The sequence below is a fragment of the Neglectibacter caecimuris genome, assembly GCF_034335015.1.
GTDB lineage: Bacteria > Bacillota > Clostridia > Oscillospirales > Acutalibacteraceae > Acutalibacter > Acutalibacter caecimuris_A.
On sequence record NZ_JAWXXK010000002.1, the window covers coordinates 73,775 to 95,022 of the forward strand.

At 53.1% G+C, this 21,248-nt stretch carries 21 protein-coding genes; 17 read left to right on the forward strand and 4 right to left on the reverse strand.

The features are described from left to right. Positions 1–488: 488 nt before the first annotated feature. Complete coding sequence (gene lexA, locus U8T64_RS02440) at positions 489–1,070, forward strand: transcriptional repressor LexA (RefSeq protein ID WP_322180892.1); 582 nt, start codon at positions 489–491, stop codon at positions 1,068–1,070. Positions 1,071–2,036: 966 nt separating this feature from the next. Here the strand turns inward: lexA and trhA are convergent. Further along, positions 2,037–2,714, reverse strand: coding sequence for a PAQR family membrane homeostasis protein TrhA (gene trhA / locus U8T64_RS02445; protein WP_322180608.1), 678 nt, complete (start codon positions 2,712–2,714; stop codon positions 2,037–2,039). Positions 2,715–3,192: 478 nt separating this feature from the next. Between trhA and U8T64_RS02450 the strand changes: the two genes are divergently transcribed. From U8T64_RS02450 to U8T64_RS02495, 10 genes are all read left to right on the forward strand, one after another. Then, positions 3,193–4,167 (forward strand): glycosyltransferase family 2 protein, encoded by a 975-nt coding sequence (locus U8T64_RS02450; protein WP_322180609.1) that lies wholly within the window; start codon positions 3,193–3,195, stop codon positions 4,165–4,167. A 146-nt stretch (positions 4,168–4,313) separates the two neighbouring features. Continuing rightward, positions 4,314–5,285, forward strand: coding sequence for a glycosyltransferase family 2 protein (locus U8T64_RS02455; RefSeq protein WP_322180611.1), 972 nt, complete (start codon positions 4,314–4,316; stop codon positions 5,283–5,285). Positions 5,286–5,337: 52 nt separating this feature from the next. Further along, on the forward strand, positions 5,338–6,675 hold the full coding sequence (locus U8T64_RS02460) for an oligosaccharide flippase family protein (RefSeq protein WP_322180613.1): 1,338 nt from the start codon (positions 5,338–5,340) through the stop codon (positions 6,673–6,675). Then, positions 6,672–7,808 (forward strand): CDP-glycerol glycerophosphotransferase family protein, encoded by a 1,137-nt coding sequence (locus U8T64_RS02465; protein WP_322180614.1) that lies wholly within the window; start codon positions 6,672–6,674, stop codon positions 7,806–7,808. Before U8T64_RS02460 ends, U8T64_RS02465 begins: the two co-directional genes overlap by 4 nt. Further along, the gene (gene tagD / locus U8T64_RS02470; protein ID WP_322180616.1) at positions 7,805–8,194 is read left to right on the forward strand and encodes a glycerol-3-phosphate cytidylyltransferase; all 390 of its coding nucleotides are present in this window, start codon (positions 7,805–7,807) and stop codon (positions 8,192–8,194) included. The genes U8T64_RS02465 and tagD overlap by 4 nt, the downstream gene beginning before the upstream one ends. A gap of 53 nt (positions 8,195–8,247) precedes the next feature. Next, a complete protein-coding gene (locus U8T64_RS02475) occupies positions 8,248–8,688 on the forward strand; it encodes an Rrf2 family transcriptional regulator (RefSeq protein ID WP_322180618.1) in 441 nt (146 codons plus the stop codon). A gap of 71 nt (positions 8,689–8,759) precedes the next feature. Continuing rightward, a complete protein-coding gene (locus tag U8T64_RS02480; protein ID WP_322180620.1) occupies positions 8,760–9,119 on the forward strand; it encodes a cupin domain-containing protein in 360 nt (119 codons plus the stop codon). 33 nt (positions 9,120–9,152) lie between these two features. Further along, positions 9,153–9,362, forward strand: coding sequence for a hypothetical protein (locus U8T64_RS02485; RefSeq protein ID WP_322180622.1), 210 nt, complete (start codon positions 9,153–9,155; stop codon positions 9,360–9,362). A gap of 388 nt (positions 9,363–9,750) precedes the next feature. Then, on the forward strand, positions 9,751–10,467 hold the full coding sequence (locus U8T64_RS02490; protein ID WP_322180624.1) for a LytR/AlgR family response regulator transcription factor: 717 nt from the start codon (positions 9,751–9,753) through the stop codon (positions 10,465–10,467). 110 nt (positions 10,468–10,577) lie between these two features. Further along, positions 10,578–11,318 (forward strand): sensor histidine kinase, encoded by a 741-nt coding sequence (locus tag U8T64_RS02495; protein ID WP_322180626.1) that lies wholly within the window; start codon positions 10,578–10,580, stop codon positions 11,316–11,318. A gap of 678 nt (positions 11,319–11,996) precedes the next feature. On the opposite strand, the gene U8T64_RS02500 is transcribed toward U8T64_RS02495, so the two are convergent. Continuing rightward, positions 11,997–12,449 (reverse strand): zinc ribbon domain-containing protein, encoded by a 453-nt coding sequence (locus U8T64_RS02500; protein WP_322180629.1) that lies wholly within the window; start codon positions 12,447–12,449, stop codon positions 11,997–11,999. A gap of 277 nt (positions 12,450–12,726) precedes the next feature. Between U8T64_RS02500 and U8T64_RS02505 the strand changes: the two genes are divergently transcribed. Next, positions 12,727–13,731: a nucleoside hydrolase gene (locus tag U8T64_RS02505; protein WP_322180631.1), complete on the forward strand. Its 1,005-nt coding sequence runs from the start codon at positions 12,727–12,729 to the stop codon at positions 13,729–13,731. Positions 13,732–14,018: 287 nt separating this feature from the next. On the opposite strand, the gene U8T64_RS02510 is transcribed toward U8T64_RS02505, so the two are convergent. Both U8T64_RS02510 and U8T64_RS02515 read right to left on the reverse strand, forming a co-directional pair. After that, positions 14,019–15,200: an MFS transporter gene (locus U8T64_RS02510; protein ID WP_322180633.1), complete on the reverse strand. Its 1,182-nt coding sequence runs from the start codon at positions 15,198–15,200 to the stop codon at positions 14,019–14,021. Positions 15,201–15,434: 234 nt separating this feature from the next. Next, positions 15,435–16,187 (reverse strand): LytR/AlgR family response regulator transcription factor, encoded by a 753-nt coding sequence (locus U8T64_RS02515; protein WP_322180635.1) that lies wholly within the window; start codon positions 16,185–16,187, stop codon positions 15,435–15,437. A 457-nt stretch (positions 16,188–16,644) separates the two neighbouring features. Here U8T64_RS02515 and U8T64_RS02520 point away from each other — a divergent pair, with 457 nt between their 5' ends. From U8T64_RS02520 to U8T64_RS02540, 5 genes are all read left to right on the forward strand, one after another. Further along, positions 16,645–17,271: a signal peptidase I gene (locus U8T64_RS02520; protein WP_322180637.1), complete on the forward strand. Its 627-nt coding sequence runs from the start codon at positions 16,645–16,647 to the stop codon at positions 17,269–17,271. A gap of 170 nt (positions 17,272–17,441) precedes the next feature. Then, a complete protein-coding gene (locus U8T64_RS02525; protein WP_322180639.1) occupies positions 17,442–18,128 on the forward strand; it encodes a hypothetical protein in 687 nt (228 codons plus the stop codon). Positions 18,129–18,262: 134 nt separating this feature from the next. After that, positions 18,263–19,855, forward strand: coding sequence for a peptidase associated/transthyretin-like domain-containing protein (locus tag U8T64_RS02530; protein ID WP_322180641.1), 1,593 nt, complete (start codon positions 18,263–18,265; stop codon positions 19,853–19,855). 112 nt (positions 19,856–19,967) lie between these two features. Continuing rightward, positions 19,968–20,483, forward strand: a complete 516-nt coding sequence (locus U8T64_RS02535) for a signal peptidase I (protein ID WP_322180643.1) — start codon at positions 19,968–19,970, stop codon at positions 20,481–20,483. A 161-nt stretch (positions 20,484–20,644) separates the two neighbouring features. Further along, positions 20,645–21,232: a hypothetical protein gene (locus tag U8T64_RS02540; RefSeq protein ID WP_322180645.1), complete on the forward strand. Its 588-nt coding sequence runs from the start codon at positions 20,645–20,647 to the stop codon at positions 21,230–21,232. Positions 21,233–21,248: the final 16 nt, after the last annotated feature.

The window sequence follows — 21,248 nt, forward strand, 5'->3', positions numbered from 1 at the left end:
TTCGCCTGCGGCTCGGAATGACAGCGAGAGGGCTTGCCCTTCCTTGCTCATTGCTCATTGCCCATAATATCCAGCATCTAAAAATCCCTTTCTAACAACTAACAACTAATAACTAACATCTAACAACAAAAAGGGAAAAGGCCGGCAGCACTGCCGGCCTTTTCCCTTTTTGCTTGAGGGGTATTATTGAGGAGGGTAGAACACGTATCTCAAAGAAAAGGTGCGGTCCATTTCTTCTGAGTACATTTTTATTATAGCGGAAAACCCGGAGGAGTTGTTACCGCGCTGTGAATAAAGCTTAAAGAATTTCCGCAAGATTTGTGAACGTTTTGCAAAGCTTCGCACAGAAACCATGCGGAAAAATTTTCCGAAAATATATTCAAACAAATGTTTACTTTTTCCTATACTATATGCTATACTTAAGGCTGGAAGAAGCTTTTGATTCGTAAAGCGCGTAAAACCATTTGAATCGTAATGGAGGCATTGCCATGGAACGCCTGACAAAAAGCCAGCAGAAGGTCTATGATTTCCTTGTGAAGGAAGCGCCCAAGGGCGTACCTCCCACCGTGCGGGAAATTTGCGCCGCTACGGGGCTTCACTCTACCTCCACCGTTCACGCCCACCTGAAAACCCTGGAAAAGCTGGGGTATATCACCAGAGACGCAGGCCTGAACCGCTCCATTCGCATTGAAGGCAGCACCGCCGCGGTACAGGTGCCAATTTTGGGAAAGGTCACCGCCGGGCAGCCCATTTTGGCTGTGGAGGATATTGAAGGTTATCTCCCCTTCCCCCAAAAAGAGGGCAGGGAGCTTTTCGCCCTGCACGTCAGCGGCCTGAGTATGCGTGACGCCGGCATTCTGGACGGTGATTATGTAGTGGCACAGCGTGTTTCTACCGCGGAAAACGGCGATATCGTCGTGGCCATGATCGAAGACGAGGCCACGGTAAAGCGCTTCTACCGGGAAAAGGACCGGGTGCGGCTACAGCCGGAAAACCCGGATTTTGAGCCCATTTATTCCGACAATGTGTTCCTGCTGGGAAAGGTCATTGCCGTTATGCGTTATTTATGAAAAGGTTAGTCGTTAGTTGTTTAGAAAAGGGATTTGAAGGGCTCGTTGCAGAGGGAAAAGCTGCAACGAGCCCTTTTAGATGTTAGAGGCCGGATTCTAGATTGCTGGACGGTGATGGCGCCTTCGGCGCAATAATAAGGAAAAACAGGAGAAGAGCAATAAATTGTAGTTTAGCACTTACCCTTGGCTTTCTCGCCTGTCGGCTCGGTTGCTGTGCCCCGGTGGGGCACGTTCAGCAATGTCTGAAGCGACAGCCGAGTTCTCCACTGGAGACCTTCCCCCCACCGGGACGCGCTCACCCCTGAAAGGGGTGCAGTCACCCGATAGGGTAACCGAGGGGTTCTGACAGAGAGATGAAAAATACAGGTTTTTTGCTGGTTTACAGTGAGCTGGAACCTCTCCACCGTCTATCGGCGGTCCCAGAGTTGCAAAGCAACCTTCTTCCCCTGAACAGGGGAGGCAAGGAGTTACTACTATTCATTAGTCCGCTAAATTCCAATTTACCACCCTGCCAACGGTCGGCTCAGAAACCGGTTTCCCGTACCAAGCAACTTCACGAGTGCATGCGCCGGCTCGGCGCTAAATTCCAATTTATCATCTTACTTATGGTCGGGTCGGAAACCGGTTCCCCGCACCAAGAGGGTTCTCGAGTGGGTGCAGCGGCACAAGCGTTGTAACCAACGCTGCAAATTCCAATTTATCGACTAGTCCTCTCCTGTCATTCTGAGGAAAGAAAAGAAGAAGAATCTTGCCCTGAAAGCCCTTCAAAAAGACCCCAGTACGAGATTCTTCGCCGAGAAAGCAAGGTTTCCTTGCTTTCTGTTCAGTAATGACAGATAGAAAGTAAGCTGTTCTCCCGCACCTAGCAGCTTTACGTGTGCCTGCGGCGGCTCGCCGCCAAATTCCAATTTATCAAACGGGTTTCTTCTCTTTCCTTGCTCATTCCTCATGATACTTTCGAAACAGCTAGCAGCAGATCTGCGCCACGCAAATGGTGTGCAGCACGCTGCCTGCCAGCACAAACAGGTGAAACACGGAGTGAATGTAGGGAATTTTCTTTCCCACTCCGTAGAGGATCGCCCCAGCGGTATAGCACAGGCCGCCGGAAAGCAGGCACCAGAAACCCACTGTACTCAGGTGGGCCATCACCGGCTTCATGGCGATCACCACCACCCAGCCCATGGCCAGGTAGCACACCATGGAGACCCTTTTGAACCGCTCCACACTGACGGCGTTTAAGACTACTCCCAGTACTGCCGCGCCCCATACCACGCCGAACAGAGACCATCCCCAGGCCCCGCCCAGGCACACCAGGGTAATGGGCGTGTAGGTGCCGGCGATCAGCAGGAAAATGGTGCAGTGATCCAGAGAGCGGAATACCACCTTGGCCTTATTCAGGCCCAGGGCATGGTACAGGGTGGACACCGCGTACAGCAGGATCATGGTAGCGCCGTAAATGGATACGGAAACCACGTTGATCGCCCGTTTTTCACAAAACACCAGCAGCAGCACCAGGGCCGCCACGGCAAACAGCGCGGACACCCCATGGGAAACGGCGGAGAAGATCTCCTCCCCCAGGGAATATCTGGGAAGCCCCAAAAAGCGCCGTTTTTCCAGCCTGCGCTCCGATTTTTCCACAGCCATTACAACGCCTCCTTTCTGTAGCTCCAGTATACCGCAATCAAACAGAAAAAACAAGGCGGAAGACCCCCCAAAAATGCCGTTGCGTCCTTCTCTAACGGCTAATAACTGACAACGAAAGACCGAGATTCTTCGCCTTCGGCTCAGAATGACAGAAAAGGGGACTCAGAATAACAGGAAAGAGGCTCAGAATAACAGGAAGGGAGGCAGAGTGACAGGAAGGGGGCCCAGAATCGTAGGAAGAAGGGGGAAGAACAACAGGAAAAGGTGAGCGCTTTCCCATTTATCCTGCCGCCCTCAACCTCCAAATGCCCTTCCCTAACAACTAACGACTAACCGCTAACATCTCATTTGCCAAATCCCACCAAAGAGTGTATAATAAAGCTGTTTTACAGCGCCGGGGCACAGCGACCGGCCTTTTGATGATAGAACCCGGTCTTTTTGAGAAGAATAATACGATTCCGTATTAGGAGGTGCTTTTGTGCCCAAGGTCAGTATTGTGGTTCCGGTCTACAATGTAAAGGATTATCTGGAAAAATGCGTGGATTCCATTCTCCGTCAGACAGAGCGGGAGTTTGAGCTGCTGCTTATCGACGATGGCTCCACCGACGGCAGCGGGGAGCTTTGCGATACTCTGGCCGAAAGGGACGGCCGGGTGCGGGTAATCCACCAGGAGAACCGGGGGCTGGGCGGCGCCCGGAACACCGGGATCGAGGCGGCCCGGGGAACATGGCTGCTGCTGGTGGACAGCGACGACTGGATCGAGCCGGAAATTCTGGAAAAAGCCCTGAAGGCGGCGGAGCGGGAAAACGCGGATATGGTGTCGTTCGGTTTTCGCTCGGTGGATCTGCAGGGGAAGGAATTGGGCCTGTTCCGGGACAAGCTTCCCAAAAACCGGGCGCTTTCCCTTGCGGACTGCAAGGCGCTGCTGCTTTCCTCTCCCTGCGCCTGGAATAAGCTGTATAAGACGAGCCTGTTTCAGCGCTCCGGCGTGCGCTATCCCCTGCGGGTGTGGTATGAGGATATCCGTACCACGCTGAAGCTGCTGCTGTTTGCGGAGCGCGTGGTTTCTCTGGACGATATCGGGTACAACTATTTGCAGCGGCCCGGCTCCATCATTCAAAACCTCAATGTGGAGCGGAATGTGGAAATTTTAGAGGCCTTTGACGATATTTTCACCTATTTCCGGGAACAGGGCCTGTTTGAAAAATACCGGGACGAGCTTTGCTTTTTAACCCTTTTTCACGTTTATCTTACTGCCTCGGTGCGAGTGATCCGGCTGGACAGACGCCATGCTCTGGTTCCGAAATTTGCCGCCTACCTCCGGGAGCATTTTCCGGACTACCGGCAAAACCCCTACCGGGCCACCCTTACCCGCAACCAGCGGCTTCTCCTGTTCCTCCTGGAAAAAAAGCAGTATTTTCTCATTGCCCTGCTTTTCAAACTAAAAGGCTGAACCGCCTTTGTGCCTTTTCTAAAGACGAAAGACCGAGATTCTTCGCTTCGTTCAGAATGACAGGGAAGAGAATCAGAGTAATGGAAAAGAAAAATCCCTTCTCTAACAACTAACCACTCACAACTAACTACTAAATGGGGTGCCTTATGCCAAAAGTCAGTGTGATCATTCCCGTCTACAATGTAAAAGACTATCTGGAAAAATGCGTGGATTCCATTCTCTGTCAGACAGAGCCGGATTTTGAACTGCTGCTCATTGACGACGGCTCCACCGACGGCGGAGGGGAGCTTTGCGATGCTCTCGCCGAACGGGACCCCCGGGTTCGGGTGATCCACCAGGAAAACGGCGGGCCGGGCAGCGCCAGAAATACCGGGATCCGGGAAGCCGCCGGCAAATGGCTGCTCCAGGTGGACGGAGACGACTGGATCGACCCTGAGCTTTTGGAGACGACCCTGGAAGCGGGAGAACGGGAAAACGCCGATCTTGTCATGTTCGGCATGCGCTTTGTGGACGAAGGGGGAAGGGTGCTTGCCACTCTCACGGAAAACGTGCCGAAAAATGTGGGCCTTACCCTCAGAGAGCATAAAAACCTGCTGCTCACCGCCCCCGCCACGGCGAATAAGCTGTACCGCAGAGACCTGTTTCAGCGGGCGGGGGTGGAATATCCGCCCCGCATGTGGTATGAGGACGCCCGCCTGACCCCCATGCTGATGGCGGAGGCCGGCAGCATGGTGTTTCTGGACGATATCGGGTACAATTATTTTCAGCGCTTCGGCTCTACCATGCGGAACAGTAACCTGGACCGAAATGCGGAAATTTTAGATACCTTTGACGCGATCCTCACTTATTTCCGGGAAAAAGGCCTGTTTGAGGAATACCGGGAGGAGTTGTGCTTTCTCACCTATTCCCATTTATATCAGGCCGCTGTGCGGGTAGTTCGGGCGGACAGAAGCCACCCGCTGCTTCCCAGGCTGCAAAGCTATCTTACAGAGCATTTTCCCGATTACCGGAAAAACAGCTACATGCGCACGCTGCCGAAAAAACAGAAGCTCGTCTCTTTTCTCCTGGAAAAAAAGCTTTACCCTCTGGTATCCCTTCTCTTTCGGGCAAGGGGTTGACTTTTCGCTGTATTTCTAAAAAGAAAGGAATGCTTTCGTCTGAGGAAGGCTTATGCCCGCTCCTCTGCGAGGCGCTGGTCGATTTCCCATGAACCTGCTGCAAAAATTCCGGCAGAGAAAGCCCCATGTATTGCTGGAAAACACCATCATGCTGTACATTCTCACCTTTTCCAACGCCCTTTTGGGTCTGGTGACCCAGGGCTATCAGACCCGGGTGCTGGGCGCGGAGCATATCGGCTTGCTGGGCGCGGCCAACTATACCACCAACTTTTTTCAGATTTTCATTGATTTCGGGTTTATCATGTCCGCCACGGCCAAGATCTCCCAGCACCGGGAGGACAAGAAATACCTGAATAAAACCCTTACCTGTGTGGTGTCGGCAAAGTGCTTCTTTATGGTGCTTTCCTTCCTGGTTCTGATGATCTTTATCCGCCCCACGCTGAAGGAGCCGGGGGAGCTTTTGGCCTATGTCTTTTATCTGCTTTATGTCTGCATGGTGGCCCTGCTGCCGGATTTCATGTACCGGGGGCTGGAAAAAATGTCCGCCATTACCGTGCGGGCTGTGCTGGTGAAGGTATTTGCCACCGCCATGGTGTTCGTTTTTGTCAAGCAGCCGGAGGATTATTACCTGGTGCCTCTGATCTCCGCTATCGGCAATGCCGGGGCTACCCTGTTTGTCTATTGGCATTTGTTCGCAAAAATCGGCCTGCGGTTCGCAAAGGTCTCCTTCCGGGATATCTGGCTGGAAATCAAGGACGCTTCCCAGTTCTTTCTTTCCAAGGTATCGGCCGCGATCAATTCCAATCTAAACGGAATTTTGCTGAAAAACGTGGCCGGCCCTGTGGCCAACGGCCTGTACTTCAACGCCGATAAGGTGATCAGCACCGCCAGAAACGGCATGTCCCCCATCAGTGACAGCCTGTACCCTCACATGATGAAGCATAAAAATTTTAAGCTGGTCAAAAAAGCGATGCTGTACATCTATCCCATTATCCTGGCAGGCTGTGCCTTTGTCTTTGTGCTGGCCCGGCCCCTGCTGGTATGGTGGCTGGGAGAAGAGGTGGGGGCCCAGGTGGTGCTTCCCCTCCGGTTGCTGATCCCCGCCGCGGTGTTCACCTTTCCCAATTATATTTTGGGCTATCCCACCCTGGGGGCCATGGGCCTGGCGAGATACGCCAATATCTCCGTGGCCTTCGGCACGGCGGTGTATCTCATCGGCGTGGGGGTCTCCTTCCTCACCTGGGGAATCGATCTGGTTTCCCTCTGCGTGCTGACCTCTTTGACGGACTTTGCCATTCTGGTTTTCCGGCTGGTGGTCATTGTGAGAAACCGGCACTTGATGAGCGGCTCTGAGGGGCCTTTGTCAGAAAAGGAGGAAAAACAGCCATGAATCTGTGGCAAAAGCTGACCCGAAATGGGCTGGGGCTGCTTTTCTCCCTGCTACCGAAAGACCGGAAAAAGGTTTTCTGCCAAAGCTTTATCGGCAGGGGCTATTCCGACAATCCCAAGCCTCTGGCGGAGGAGCTGCTCCGGCGGGGCTATTCGGTTTACTGGACGGTGAAGGGAGAAAAAGAGGCCGCTTCCCTGCCGAAGGAAATCCACCCGGTTTTCCTCGGCACCTTCGGGGAAATTTACCACCGGGCCACCGCCGGGGTGTGGATCGATAACTGCCGGAAGTGGGGACATCTGTTTAAGCGTCCCGGCCAGTACTATATTCAAACCTGGCACGGATTTCCCTTAAAGCGCATCGAAGGGGACGCTGTGGAGGCTCTGGATCCGGAATATGTGGAAACGGCCAAAAAGGATTCTCAAATGGCGGATCTCTTTCTTTCCGACAGCCGGTTTTTAACGGAGATCTACCGGCGAGCCTTCTGGTATGACGGCGATATTCTGGAATGCGGCTTTCCCAGAAACGATCTCCTGTTCGGAGAACACCCGGAGCTGGCGGAAAAGGTGCGAAACGCCCTTGGGCTGGAGCAGGGGAAAAGACTGCTGCTTTACGCCCCCACCTACCGGAAGGACAAGGGCCTTTCGGTCTATGATGTGGATTATGCGCGCTGTGTGAAAGCACTGGAAAAACGCTTTGGCGGGGAATGGCTGATCTTAGCGAGGCTTCACCCCAACGTGGCGGAGAAAGCGGCGGAGCTGAAGCTGCCCCCCATGGTGCGAAACGCTTCGGACTACCCGGATATCGGGGAGCTGTACCTGGCCTGCGACGCGCTGCTCACCGACTACTCCTCCTCCATGTTTGATTTTATGAATACCGGAAAGCCCTGCTTTTTGTATGTAAACGACCTGGCGGCCTATGAGAACGACCGGAATTTTACCTTTGATCTGAACCTGCTTCCCTTCTCCCGGGCGGCGGATAACAACGCGCTGGAGGAAAGCATTCTGTCCTTCGAGGAAGGGCGGCAGGCGGAAAAGGTGCAGGAGTTCCGGCGGGAATTCGGCATGGTGGAACCCACTGGAAACGCCGCCGGGAAAACCATAGATCATCTGGAACAAAGGAGGAATTCTCAGTGAAGCGCGTGATCACCTACGGCACCTTTGACCTGTTGCATTACGGGCATATCAATCTGCTTCGCCGGGCCAAGCAATACGGCGATTACCTGATCGTGGCCCTGTCCACCGATGAATTCAACTGGAACGAAAAGCAGAAAAAATGCTACTTTTCTTATGAAAAACGGAAGCAGCTGTTAGAAGCCATCCGGTATGTGGATCTGGTCATTCCCGAGGAATGCTGGGATCAGAAAAGCCGGGACGTAAAGGAATATCATGTGGATACCTTTGTGATGGGAGACGACTGGGAGGGGAAATTCGATTTCCTGAAGGAGCAGTGTGAGGTGGTCTACCTTCCCCGCACCCCGGAGATCTCCACCACCCAGATCAAAAAGGATCTGAACCGGTAGCGAAAGCCGCCGGGAAAGCACATTTCTTTGCCGGAAGGAACGGAGGCGTATCCATGCAGATCTCAAGCAGATTTACAGTCGCGATCCAGGTTCTCCTGTGTATGGAGCTGCTAAAGGACGAGCAGAAGGTGACAAGCGGCCTGCTGGCCTCCAGTGCGGCGGTGAACCCTGTAGTGGTAAGAAGGCTGCTGCAGCAGCTCAAGGCGGCGGGGATCGTCCGTGTGGCACGGGGCACGGGCGGCGCGGAGCTTTTGAAGCCGGCCGAAGAAATTACCCTGCTGGAGATCTATCGCGCAGTGGAATGTGTGGAAAAGGGAGAGCTTTTCCATTTCCACGAAAACCCCAATCCCCTTTGCCCTGTGGGAAGAAATATTCATGGGGTCTTAGACGAAAGGCTCACGGAAATTCAGAAAGCCATGGAGCAGAAGATGGAATCCATGACCCTTCGGGACCTGCTGGAAGATACGCGGGAAAAAATCAGATGTAACACTTGACATTACAATGAAAAGCCGCTATACTTGTGTTGTACTAATGAATGTTACAACAAAGAATGGAGGCTTTCTCAATGAAAAACTTTACCAAGGTAAGCGTTGTGCCGGGCGCCAGAACAGAGCTGCACGACAGCCTTTCCCTGACAGGCGCGGAGATCAGCGTAAACGATCTTCCCGCGGGAACGGGCGTGCCCTTTGTTCACTCCCATAAGCAGAATGAGGAGATCTACGGGGTGCTTTCCGGGAAGGGAAAGGCTGTGATCGATGAGGAAACGGTGGAACTTTCCGCAGGGGACTGGATCCGCGTTGCCCCGGCGGCAAAGCGTCAGTTCTCCGCGGCGGAGGATTCCGCCATCAGCTTCCTCTGCATTCAGGTGAAGGAAAACTCTTTGGAGGGCTATACCATGGAGGACGGCGTAGTAGAAGAGGTGTAAGATCTGCTTTTCGGAAAGAGGTTGGAGCAGTAAATGAGCAAATATCAGCTTCTGTGGGAGCACCTTCAGAAAACCGAGGGAGGTTCTCTCACTCTGTCCTTTGAAGAGCTCCGCCAAATCGCGGGAGTCCCTCTGGACCATTCCTTTCTGCAATACAAAAAGGAGCTTTTAAACTACGGCTGGCAGGTGGAGAAGATCTCCATGAAAAACCAGACCATCACCTTTTTGAAATGGAAGGGATAGGGGCTTGCCTGCGGCGCGAAACGGCAGACGCAATGAGGAATGCGCAATGTAAGGTCAAGGGAAGAGCTCGCTAAATTGGAATTTGGCGGTGAGAGAAAGCCCCCCCTTGCTTGCAGAAGGGAAACAGACTGCTTCGCAGTCTGCGGGGACTGCCGATAGGCGGTGGAAGGGATAGTCACACGCAGAAAATGCCATAGAATCGCTAGTTTTGATCCCCTCAGTCAGCCTATCGGCTGACAGCTCCCCTTATAAATAAGTGGAGCCTAAGGACACCGCTAAACTACAATTTATTGCTCTGTCCCTGTCCTTCATTGCTCACTGCTCATTTCTCATTCCTCATTATCCCTACCGCCCTTTTCTAATAACTAGTTTCGAAAGGAGTTCCCCTATGCGGAAAATTGCCATTTGTGACGATGAGTCGGCTCAGGCGGCGCTTCTGGAGGGCTATGTCACACAGTGGGCCGCCCAGCGGGGGGAAACGGTGAAGCTGTGCCTTTTCCCCAGCGCGGAGGCCTTTCTTTTCGCCTGGGAGGAGGAAAAGGACTGGGCCGTCCTGCTGCTGGATATCCAGATGGGGGGCCTCAGCGGCATGGAGCTGGCAAAAAAACTGCGGAAAGCAGATTCCTCTCTGCCCATTATCTTCATCACCGGGGTGCCGGACTACGTGGAAGAGGGGTATGAGGTGGAAGCCCTGCACTATCTTTTGAAGCCCGTTCGGCCGGAAAAGCTTTTTTCTTCCCTGGACCGGGCCATAAAGCGATCCGCTCGGGAGCCGGTGCTGCTGGCGGAATCGGCGGACGGCGAGGAGCTTCGGCTGCTGCAGCGGGAGATCGCCCTGGTGGAGGCCGCCGGAAGAAGGGTGCTGATCTCCCTGGAAAACGGGCAGATGCTGGAGGTAAAGGCAGGCTTTCAGGAAGTTCTGGCAAAGCTTTCCCCGGAGGATTTCGTGCAGTGCCACCGCTCTTATCTGGTGGGCCTGCGGCAGATCAGCCGCCTGCAAAAGGAGCAGCTGGTGCTGGACAGCGGCGCTGTGGTGCCGGTGAGCAGGCGGCTGTTTTCTCAGGTCAACAGTGCCTTTGTGCGCTTTTATAAAAAGGAAGGATAGCTTCATTTGACAAGGGTAAGCACGCCCCAGAGGGCCCCCCTACGGCCCCGCAAAACCGTGTTCCTCCTCGTCAAGTGAAGCTAATACGGCAGAAAGGAGAGAAAACGATAATGCCTTGGCAGCTCCTTACAGCGGCGGTGCTTTTACTTGCAGCGGCCGGAGCGGTTTTTCTCACTCGGTTTTTCACCCTGCGCTCCACGGAAAAACGGCTGGAGGCCTTTCAAACCGATCTGCTCGCCCAGCAGGTGGCGGAGGTGGAAAACCTGTACCAGCAAATCCGGGGCATGCGCCACGACCTGCGAAATCACGCCCAAACCATGCGCGCCTTTCTGGAGCTGGGGGAAACGGAGCAGCTGCAGGCTTATTTGCAGGAGCTGGGGGCTTCCTTTGAGCAGGTGGATCAGGTGTTCCGCACCGGAAACGTAATGGCGGACGCCATCTTAAACAGCAAGCTTTCCCTGGCAAAGGCAAAGGGGATCCGCGTCAGCGCCGCGGCCAGCATTCCAAAGGAATCCTCCATTCCGGACGTGAGCCTCTGCACCATTTTGGGCAACCTTCTGGATAACGCCATGGAGGCCTGCCTGCGGCTTACCGACCCGGAGGCCCGGTTTCTCCGGGTCTACATTTCCCCCATGAAAGGGCAGCTCTATCTTTCCGTTACCAATTCCGCCCCCGGAAAAGCCCGGCAGGAAAACGGAAAATTTCTGTCCGCAAAGCCCAACAGGGACCCCCGCGCCCGTCACGGCTTCGGGCTTTCCCAAATTGACCGCATGGTAAAATACCTGGGCGGCTATGTAAACCGTCAGCAGGAGGAAGACGTGTTCGCCACAGAAGTGATGATACCGTTCTAGATTCTGGATCCTAGACGCTGGAGAAGGGCAAAGGGCCTTTTCCGATATCCGGCATCTGAAATATTCAGCAGCTTTTTATTTCTCATAAACAAAGAGCTCCCGTTTGATAGGGCAGCGAGTTGCTAAATAATAGTTTAGCGAACTAGTTGTTAGTCGTTAGAAAAAGGTACGCCCCCTCGCTGTCATTCTGAGGAACGCAGAAAGCTATAGCTTTCTTGACAAAGAATCTCGTCCTTAAAGCCCTTCAAAAAGACCCAAGGACGAGATTCTTCACTTTGTTCAGAATGACACGGATAATCGCTAAATTATAGTTTAGCGAACTAGTCGTTAACTGTTAGTTGTTAGTCGTTAGAGAAGAACAAGTCCTCTCCTTTGTCATCCTGAGGAGCGAAGCGATGAAGGATCTCGCTCTTCATTCCTGGTCAAAGAGCCAAAGGACGAGATCCTTCGCCAAGAAAGCAAGGTTAAAAAGCTATAGCTTTTTGTGCTTGTCTGCTCAGGATGACAGGCGAGAAGTGAGCGGATAACCGCTAAATTCTAATTTATCTGCCTGATTGTGGTCGGGCTGGAAACTGTCCGTTCGCACCAAGCAGCTTCACGAGTGGCTGCGGCGCCTCGCCGCTTTTTTAAGACGCAATTTGCGTTTTTCCCTTCTCTGACAGCAACCACCCTACACTGTCATTGTTCCCGTCCCTTCCAATGGGCAAGCTGCGGAAGCTGCCGGGCGAAATAGGCTCTGGCCTCTTCGGGCGGGAAGCTTTCGTTTGACATATGCTCCGTCAGAAAATTCAAAAGCTCCTCCATACTTTGATACACGAAGCTTCCGTCTGTATAGCACCACTGGCAGTAATCCTCGTTCAGGCTGCCGTCCGGCTCCCGGCTGATGGTGCCGTCGTCCTGGAGGGGCATGCCGCAGCACTGGCAGATCAGGGTTCTGGGCTGGCCCAGCAGGGTATTGACAGAAACCTGAAACAGAGTGGAAAGCCGCTTTAGCAGATCCACTCCAGGCTGCGTTTCCCCGGTTTCCCAGCGGGACACGGCCTGGCGGGTGAGAAAAAGCTTTTCCGCCAGCTCTTCCTGGGTCAGGCCGTCCCGTTCTCTGAGCTGCTTCAAAATATCCTTTGTTTCCATAAAAGTAACACTGCCTTTCCAAAAATAAGATAAGAAGCTTTTGTCTTTTCTCCAGTATAGATGCACGATGGGAAAAAAACAAGCAACAGCCTGTTGCTTCTCCTGTGGATTTATGGTATGCTTGCGGCATTGAACGAAATTTAGAGCCTCTCCCAAAATAATCGGCACACATCTTGCCTGCAGATTTTCAACCATACATTGTCTGGCTGAAAATCTGACAGCGCTATTTGCGCGTCTTATTTCGGGATAGGCTCTTAGAAAGGCAGGAGACACCCCAATGGAGTTTGACAGGATGAAATACAAAAATGAGACCAGTACCGCTGTGCTGGAGCAGGCCGAAAAGCGGAAAAAGCTTTTTTCCGCTCCCATCGATACGGCTTCTCTGCTGAAACGGCTGGAAAAGCCCCGGGGCCCTGTGGACGTGGTGATCGATACCGACGCCTATAACGAGATCGACGATCAGTTTGCCATTTCCTATCTGCTGCGGCGCGGGGAAAAGCTGCGGCTGCAGGCGCTGTACGCCGCGCCCTTCTTCAACGATAAATCCACCGGCCCCGCGGACGGCATGGAGAAAAGCTACCAGGAGATTCTGCGGCTGCTCACACTGGCGGAAAGGGACGATCTGAAAAGCGTGGTGTTCCGCGGCTCGGAGGCCTATCTGCCCGATGAGCTTACGCCTGTGGCGTCCGACGCGGCCAGGGACCTTGCGGCGCGGGCCATGGGCTATACCCCGGAGCGTCCTCTGTATGTGGTGGCCATTGGGGCCATTACCAACGTGGCCTCTGCCCTGCTGTTAAACCCGGAGATCCGGGACCGCATTGTTCTTGTCTGGCTGGGCGGCCATGCTTTGGACTGGGAGGACTGCCTGGAATTCAATTTGCAGCAGGACATTGCCGCAGCGCGGATCGTGTTCGGCTGCGGCGCGGCGGTGGTACAGCTGCCCTGTATGGGCGTGGTATCCAGCTTTTCCGTCAGCGGCGTGGAGCTGAAGGCCTGGCTTCAGGGCAAAAGCCCCCTGTGCGACCACCTTTGCTCCTACAGCTGCCAGGTGGGAGAACGGGAAAGCCGCTACCCCAAAACCTGGACCCGTGTGATCTGGGACGTGACCGCCGTGGCCTGGCTTTTGGACGGAGATTTTATGCTGGACTGCTTAAAGCCCAGCCCCATTCCCACCTACGAGGGCGTGTACGCCTTTGACCGGAACCGGCACCTGATCCGCTATGTGTACCACATCAGCCGGGACGCCCTGATGACAGATCTGGTAGAGGCACTGATTTCCTAGATTCTGGATGCTGGATTTTAGATACTGGACAAAGGCGGCGCTGCTGCACAGCGCAAGAAAAAAGGGCAGGGAGCTTTGCTCCCTGCCCTTTCTAACGACTAACTACTTACAACTAACAACTAGGGCGTGTTCACATAAAGATAAGTGCACGGATTTTCGAGCAAAATTTTGCAGGATACAAGGCAAAAACCGCAAGACAGGCTGTCGCCTGTCGAGGATTTTTAACGTAGAAGCCTGCAAAATTTGCCGAAAAGGCGTGTGTCTTGCTTCATGGGAACACGCCCTGATCAACCGAACACCTTTTCCGTGTTTTTCACCCGGAGCGGCAGGGTCAGGAGCATGGCGGCGGCAGTGACGGCGGCAAGGATCAGATAAAAGGCCTGAATGCCGGCACGGTCTAAAATCGTGCCGCCAATATTCTGCATTACGATCACGCCCAGATTGGTAATGGAATTTACCACGGAGATCCCGGTCACGGTAAGCTCTGCCTCCACAAGGTTCCGCACGATCTTCAGAATAAGCATCATAAAAAGAGTTGCGCCAATGGCCTTCAGCAGGATCATGGCCGTGACCACCACCCAGGCGGAACCGGTCAGTCCATAGCAGAGAAATTGCACCAGATTGATAACGCAGCAGGCCAGCAGCAGGTTTTTTCCGGAAAAGCGATCCATAAATTTATTGGAAAACAAAATGATCGGGATCTCCACCAGCGTGCCTACGGAAAGCACCGTGCCTACCGCGCCGGTGGGCACGCCCATGGTGTCCAGCAGAAAGGCGGCATAGTTGAAATTCACGCCGGAGCAGCTGTAAAAAAGAAAGGCGATCAACAGAAACAGCAAAAATTGAGGCTTTTTCAAGAAAGAGGAAAGAGGCGGCTTTTTTTGCTCCTCCCGGGGCGCTGCAGGCTCCGGCTGAATGGGGTCCTCCGCCCCGGCAAGGCCCAGCGCGGCAAGCAGAGTGGAAAGAAATACCAGAGAAAACAGGACAATGGGCGGAAAATGCTGGATCGCCAGTCCTGCGGCCTGGGCCCCCGCCGCATAGCCCACCGTGCCCCAGATCCGCAGCACCCCATAGCGGAATTTTGTGGCGGCGGCAAGCCGCTCACAGGCCGGGAGGGCGGAATTCAGGCAGGACATCAGCAGCCCTTCCAGCAGAAAAAGGGCCCACACCTGCCTGCACCCAGAAAAGACCAGGGCCAGAAGCCCCATGGCCATCAGAAGCACAGCGCTGATTAGCCGGGATCTCCCGGTGCGGTCGCAAAGAAAGCCTGCCGCCGGAACCATAAAAAAGGAAAAAATACCGGAAGCGGAAATGATAAAGGACATTTCGCTTCCGGTTTTTCCAATGCCGGTAAGGTACACCGATAAAATGGAAACAAAGGAAGCCATGGCAAAATACGCGCAGAAATAGACCAGCACATAGCTGAAATAACTGCCCTGAAAGCGGCGGAACAAAGCGGAGGAGCGCAAGAGAAGAACCACCTTTCGGAATGTAGTTGTTAGTTGTTAGAGAAGGGAGATTTAGATGCTGGATACTAAATGCTAGACGGTGGTGACACCTTCGGTGCAATGAAGAAAGGCCAGGATATGGAGTGCTAAATTATAGTTTAGTGAACAACCCTTGGCTTTCTGCTATTCATTAGCCCTGCAAATTCCAATTTATCTAAACTATGCTCCTGCCCTTAATTGCTCATTCCTAATTTTTCATTTTCCATCGCCGGTCAGTTTCTTTCCCTCCTTGTTGAAGAACTGCCGGAAGCGCTTATTGACCTCGGCTTTTTTGGCATGGGAAATAGGTACGGTAACGCCGGTATCCATGGTAACGGCATATTGGCCAAAAGAAGTAACGTGCATAATATTGATAAGAAAAGAGGCGTGGGTACGCACGAACCGGGGATCGGAAAGAAGCTGCTCGGCTGCTTTCCCGAAGGAAAGACGCATGGTAGTAGTGGAGAATTGTTTACCGGAGGCGGTGTGGATCAGCAGGCGGTGATCAGAATATTCTACATAACTGATATGTTCCGCCGCCAGCACCTGGGTACCGGAAGCGGTGCGAAAGGAAAATTGCAGGGGCTGGGGCCGGAACCTCTGGGCAAAACGACGCAGCACAAGCTCTGCCATTCTGGAAATATTCGGAGGATCCAAGAGGTAAGACATTACATCGGCGTCGTAAGCTGCCATGGCCCATTCCGGGGTGGGGGCTACCACCATGATTTCTGTTCCGGTGCTTCTATGCAGTCGTCGGATAAATGCCATCGCTTCCTCCGGGTCGTCCCGAAGATCTACCACGCACAGATCCGGCGGAGAATCCATATGTTCATAAAGGCTGGTTTGAAGCAGGGAAAAGCTTCGAAACCGGCAAGAACCCTGCATAGCGCTTTCCAAGCTGGCGGAAAGGTCCCTTTGCATTTCCGCCAGGAAGAAAGAATCATTGCTGTAAAGTGAAATATCCAGCATATGGTTTCCTCCCCTGCTGAAAATCTTTCACTCAATTATACCGGGAACTTCACTCGAAATCTAGTAGTAAAAGAAAAAAATTGTGCAATTTATTACTTTTGGTATTCTGTTGAAAGGAAAAATTCGGGAAAAAGTGAAAATTGCTGTCAAAACAGTGTTGCCTCTTGAAAAATAGGAAGAACATGATAAAATACAAAGTAGGAATACAGAGCGTTGTATTGTTACGGTTTTTTCCAGAATGTGAAGTTCTGCTCTGGAAAAGAAAACAACTTCTTTATCTGTGAAGAAGGCGCACTGGCTGTATAGAGTGGCCTGCGGCGCGGCTGTGTTTTCCCTTTGTTTTTAGCGCTTACGGAAATGATGTGATTTTGTAATGGGAGAAGGCGTGAAAGAGCCTCAGAAAAAGCAAGGTGGCCCGCTGCGAACATTTCTTAATGTTCTCGGCGTGGTTTTGTGTGTGCTTTTTATCCCGATCATTATTTTGAATGTGGTAATGATCGTTCGTTCCTATACCGATTCCGAGCATATTCCCTCTGTGTTTGGCGTTTCGCCGGTGGTGGTGCTTTCCGGCTCTATGTCGCCTGCGTTTGAAGCCGGGGATATGATTTTCATTCAGAAAACAGATCCCTATACTCTGAAGGTAAATGATGTGATCTGTTATCTGGAGGAGGAATCGGCTGTTACCCATAGAATTATGGAGATTCAGCAGCAGGACGGTACTCTTTTGTATGTGACGCAGGGCGATGCCAATAACGCCGAAGACGCCACGCCGGTTTCTCCCGAGCAGGTGCAGGGGAAATATACCGGGGTAAGGATCGCGGGTGCGGGCGAATTTGCCATGTTCCTGCAGTCCACGCCGGGAATGCTCCTGTTTATCGGCGGTCCTGTTCTGCTCTTCGTTTTATGGGATGTGATCCGCCGGGTAGCGGCAGGAAAGCAGAATCGTCAGGAGAAGCGAAAATTGCAGGAGGAAAGCTCTTCCAAGCAGCAGGAAATGGAAGAAATGGAAAAGGAGCTGCAAAGGCTGCGCGCCCAGGTAAATGGAAGTGAAGCCCCGCCTCAGGAGCAGGATAGGCTTTCTTAAAATAAAGAAAAAGGCCCAAGGCCCTTTCTCAAGAAGCAGAAAGCACATAAAAAACGTCCTTTGTCCTTTCTCTAGTGTCTAGAGTCCAGCATCCAGCAGGATATTTCGGCGCTTTTCAGGCGCCGTGAAAGATATCACACTATTTTACAAAACAAATGGAGGAACAGCAAATGAAGAAGAGAAGCATCGCGGCTCGCCTTGGCGTGGCCGCAATGGCCCTGACGCTGATTACCACCAGCTTGTCTTCCGGTACTTTGGCTAAGTATTCGGATACTGTGCAGGGTACAACCAAAATGATCGTTGCCAGATGGAACGTGGGTGCGTCTATTACGGCCAATGGTACCAAATCCACTTTGGCCTCCTCTCCCGTTAACTTTGGCGACCTCGCTGACACGGCCACTACAAAGCCCGCTAATGTGGCTAGCGGAAGAATTGCTCCCGGTATGGCAGGCGGTTTTGACATCAACCTGACTACCGCTGCCGACGCCAGTGGTTCCCTAGGCACAGAAGTAGACGCGGATTATGTTGTTTACATCAAGCCTGATAAGCCCGGCAATCTGCCCAATCATTTCACCATGAAGCTGGGCGCCAAGACCTTGGATTTCTCTGATGACACAGCGGAAAAAGATACTACATACGGTTTTGTACTGGACAGCGGCACACTGAAGGCTGGCACCAATACAAAGGATCTGAATGTCAGCTGGGAATGGCCCTATGAAGATGCTCCCGACAGTCCTGCCAACGATGCGGACGACACTGGCTATGGTAAGCAGACCAACGCTACTGACCGTACTACGGACTTCACAGTGACGGTACAGTTCGTACAGGCGAACCCTGTCGCTTCTACTGCTCCGTAAAAGGCAGAAGAAAGTAAGAATAAAAGGATAAAAAGGTTGCCGTTTTGGCACAGCCGATGGCAATAAGAGCCCTCGGCAGAGGACTTTGAAAGCCCTCTGCCGGGGGCTTTCCGTTTGAAAAGGAGGGAAGGGAATTGGCGGAAAAACAAAAAAGAAAGCTTTTGGGGCAGCCCCGGCTTTCCGCGCTATTGATGGCACTTTTTCTGGTCTTTGCCCTGACCTCCGGCATGGTAGGCTTCCTTTTGGGAAAGAACGCCGCCCGTTCCAGCGGGGAGCTGCTGGATACCATTGTACTTTCCCCCGGCGATTCTTCTCTTTCGTCCGGAGAAACTCTGCGGTTTCTCAGCGGGCGGCTTTTGCACAGCTCCGGCGAACCCTTCATGGGGGCCGTGGTACAGCTGAAAAGAACAGGGAAAAGCGATATAACGGACGAACAGGGGAAATTCTATTTTTCCGATGTGCGTTCCGGCGCCCACACTTTAACGGTTCTGAACAGCGACAGAGAGATCCTAACCGAGCTGGAGCTGTCTCTGGATTTTTCCGGAACCGCCATTTTGGCGGATCTCGGTGAGCAGCCCTCCTTTCAAATGTCTGAAGATGCCCGGCTGCTGGAATTCACCCTGGTTCTTTCTAAGGACCAGGCCCTGAAGGTGGAAGAGGAAAGCGCCTACTTTGTGACGAAAGATGGACAGATCGTGGATTTCAGCGGCTCCTCCCTGAAGGTGAAGGAGCCCTCCCATGCGGTAACGCCTGCCGGAAGTCTGGTAGCATCGTCAGGTCATGTGCTGCTGCCTACCAAGGGCACGGCGGTAACACCCTGGGGAGGGCATGTGGAGCTGTCTCCAGGTGAGGAAATCGTTTCCGGCGTGGTGGTGGAGAAGGACGGTTCCGTTCAGCTGGAGGGCGGGCCTGTGGTGCTGCCCGGCGGGGAAGTACAACTGCCGGGGGGAGAAACGGTAGGCGGCGGAGATAAGGTCGTCATTATCACAGATGATGAGGCGGAGGAACTGCCCCAGCTTCCTGAAGAATATGCCCCTCCGAAAAAAGAACCGGTAAGCGAAGCTCCTGATGAAGCCTCACAAGGTTCGGAGCCCCCGGAGCCGGAGCGGGAGCCTTCCGAGCCCGAGCCTTCCGAATCGGAGTCCTCTGAACCCGTTTCTTCCGAACCGGAGCACTATCAGGGAATTTCTGTGATCGACCAGGACACAGGCGTTTCCTGGAAACAGCAGTCTGTGATCGACTTGTTCAAGCATCGCATGGATTCCATGAATTTGGGGCAAAAGAACGGCCTTCCCGTTACCGCGCCCGGTTCCAAGGGATATTATGAATTTTCCTTGGAAAACCCGGAACCCTTCGATATTGTTTATACCGTTTCGCTGGTAGAAACCTCCTTTCACCTGCCGATCCGATATTCGATCATCAACGTGACTACGAATTACAGCTATCTGTACCGGGAACGTATTTCCAGCGCAGAGCAGCCGCTGGGAACCAAGGAGATCGTGATCCCGGCGGAAAGCGTGCAGCATTTCCGGATCGATTGGGAATGGATGTATGAAGACTGGTACAGACCGGAACGGGACGACGCGCTGGATACCGCGGCGGCAACCTCAGATCTTTATACCACCGGCAGGACCTATATGGTTTCTGTGCTCATTGAAGCAGCTCAGGTAATAAAAGAGCCCGAGGTCAGCCTCGATGGCGACACCCGGTATCCGGGGATCCACTAGCAAGAAAGTGGGAAGAGCGGGAAGAACAAAGCTCCCTATCCAAACGGATTCTTGGCTTTTCCCCTTTCCAAGTCCCTAACCACGAAGCCCTCATTTGCGGAAGGAAACGGCTATGAAAGTGATCATTAAAGTGCTGCGCGGCCTGCTAACGGCAGTATTGTGCATAGTGCTCCTTGTAAATATCTGGATGCTGGTGCAGCAGACGGTGCTGAAAAAGGAGGCGCCGGAGGTGCTGGGGTACTCTCAGTATATCGTGACCTCGGGCAGTATGGAGCCCAGCATGTCTCCCGGTGACCTGATCTTGGTAAAAAGTCAGGAAACTTATACCCTGGGAGATGTAGTCACTTTCCGCGACAGCCGGGGAGAAACGGTGACCCATCGGATCATGGGTAGTGTTTCCGGGCAGTTTATCACCCAGGGAGACGCCAACAACACAGAGGACAGCGACCTGCTTTCCCCGGAGCGGATCTTGGGAAAGCTGTGCCTGGTGCTGCCCGGCGCAGGCGGAGTGCTGCTGTTTTTGCGCTCCCCTCTGGGGATCCTGCTGCTGCTTGTGATAGGTGCTTTGCTCATTAAGCTTCCCGATTGGATCGGAACCGGGAAGGAAAAGGGCAGACACAGTGCGTAAGAAGCAGAAAAGCCTTCTATTGCGGGCTAAAAAATCAAAATTTTAATGTTTTCATCAATACCACAGAACGCCGGGGAAATACCCGCGGCGCTGCGCCCTCGTCAAATGATGCTATCGGTACAAATTCTTAGCGAAAAATCCAGCCAGAGGAAAGAGAAACCATGAGGAAGTCGGAACACGCGAAACATATGAGGCATCGCCCCCGCCTTTTGCGATATCTGCTGCTGGCGGCGGTAGTTACTATGCTCGGAACTACTGGGACCCTGGCAAAGTATTCCTCTCAGTTTGGCACGTCTCTTTCCGCGCGGACCGCGGCTTTTGCCGGAGGCGGTACACTGGATTTCGATCTTTCCCTTGAAAATATGGCCCCCGGCGATACCCGCACGGTGCAGTTTACCGTACAAAACTACGATGGGGAAAGAAACTGCGAGGTAGCTCTGGAATATGAGATCGCCATAGATACCATGGGGAACCTGCCGCTTACCTTTACCCTGCTGGGGAAAAAAGAAGCGGGAGACAGCGAGGAAGGCAGTCAGCTTGCGGGCCCCCTGGATCAAACGCTTACCGCGGGCGGCGGAAAGCTGCCGGTGGCCGGCGGTAAAGAGGGCAGTAGAAAGCAGCATTCGTATGAGCTTTCCATCAAGTGGCCCGAAGCGGAAACCAATGAAGATTACAGCCATGAGATCGATCTGGTCACAGTGACTGTGACCACCAGGCAAGCACAGCCAAAACCTGCCGCTGGGTCCTGATTTGACTCACATCGTC

Coding starts and splice junctions, on each gene's coding strand:
- U8T64_RS02540 (WP_322180645.1), top strand. CDS start 20,645: ATGAGGAAGTCGGAACACGCGAAACATATGAGGCATCGCCCCCGCCTT.
- U8T64_RS02515 (WP_322180635.1), bottom strand. CDS start 16,187: ATGCTGGATATTTCACTTTACAGCAATGATTCTTTCTTCCTGGCGGAA.
- U8T64_RS02535 (WP_322180643.1), top strand. CDS start 19,968: ATGAAAGTGATCATTAAAGTGCTGCGCGGCCTGCTAACGGCAGTATTG.
- U8T64_RS02490 (WP_322180624.1), top strand. CDS start 9,751: ATGCGGAAAATTGCCATTTGTGACGATGAGTCGGCTCAGGCGGCGCTT.
- U8T64_RS02465 (WP_322180614.1), top strand. CDS start 6,672: ATGAATCTGTGGCAAAAGCTGACCCGAAATGGGCTGGGGCTGCTTTTC.
- U8T64_RS02475 (WP_322180618.1), top strand. CDS start 8,248: ATGCAGATCTCAAGCAGATTTACAGTCGCGATCCAGGTTCTCCTGTGT.
- U8T64_RS02460 (WP_322180613.1), top strand. CDS start 5,338: ATGCCCGCTCCTCTGCGAGGCGCTGGTCGATTTCCCATGAACCTGCTG.
- U8T64_RS02500 (WP_322180629.1), bottom strand. CDS start 12,449: ATGGAAACAAAGGATATTTTGAAGCAGCTCAGAGAACGGGACGGCCTG.
- U8T64_RS02495 (WP_322180626.1), top strand. CDS start 10,578: ATGCCTTGGCAGCTCCTTACAGCGGCGGTGCTTTTACTTGCAGCGGCC.
- trhA (WP_322180608.1), bottom strand. CDS start 2,714: ATGGCTGTGGAAAAATCGGAGCGCAGGCTGGAAAAACGGCGCTTTTTG.
- U8T64_RS02485 (WP_322180622.1), top strand. CDS start 9,153: ATGAGCAAATATCAGCTTCTGTGGGAGCACCTTCAGAAAACCGAGGGA.
- U8T64_RS02480 (WP_322180620.1), top strand. CDS start 8,760: ATGAAAAACTTTACCAAGGTAAGCGTTGTGCCGGGCGCCAGAACAGAG.
- U8T64_RS02525 (WP_322180639.1), top strand. CDS start 17,442: ATGAAGAAGAGAAGCATCGCGGCTCGCCTTGGCGTGGCCGCAATGGCC.
- U8T64_RS02455 (WP_322180611.1), top strand. CDS start 4,314: ATGCCAAAAGTCAGTGTGATCATTCCCGTCTACAATGTAAAAGACTAT.
- U8T64_RS02505 (WP_322180631.1), top strand. CDS start 12,727: ATGGAGTTTGACAGGATGAAATACAAAAATGAGACCAGTACCGCTGTG.
- lexA (WP_322180892.1), top strand. CDS start 489: ATGGAACGCCTGACAAAAAGCCAGCAGAAGGTCTATGATTTCCTTGTG.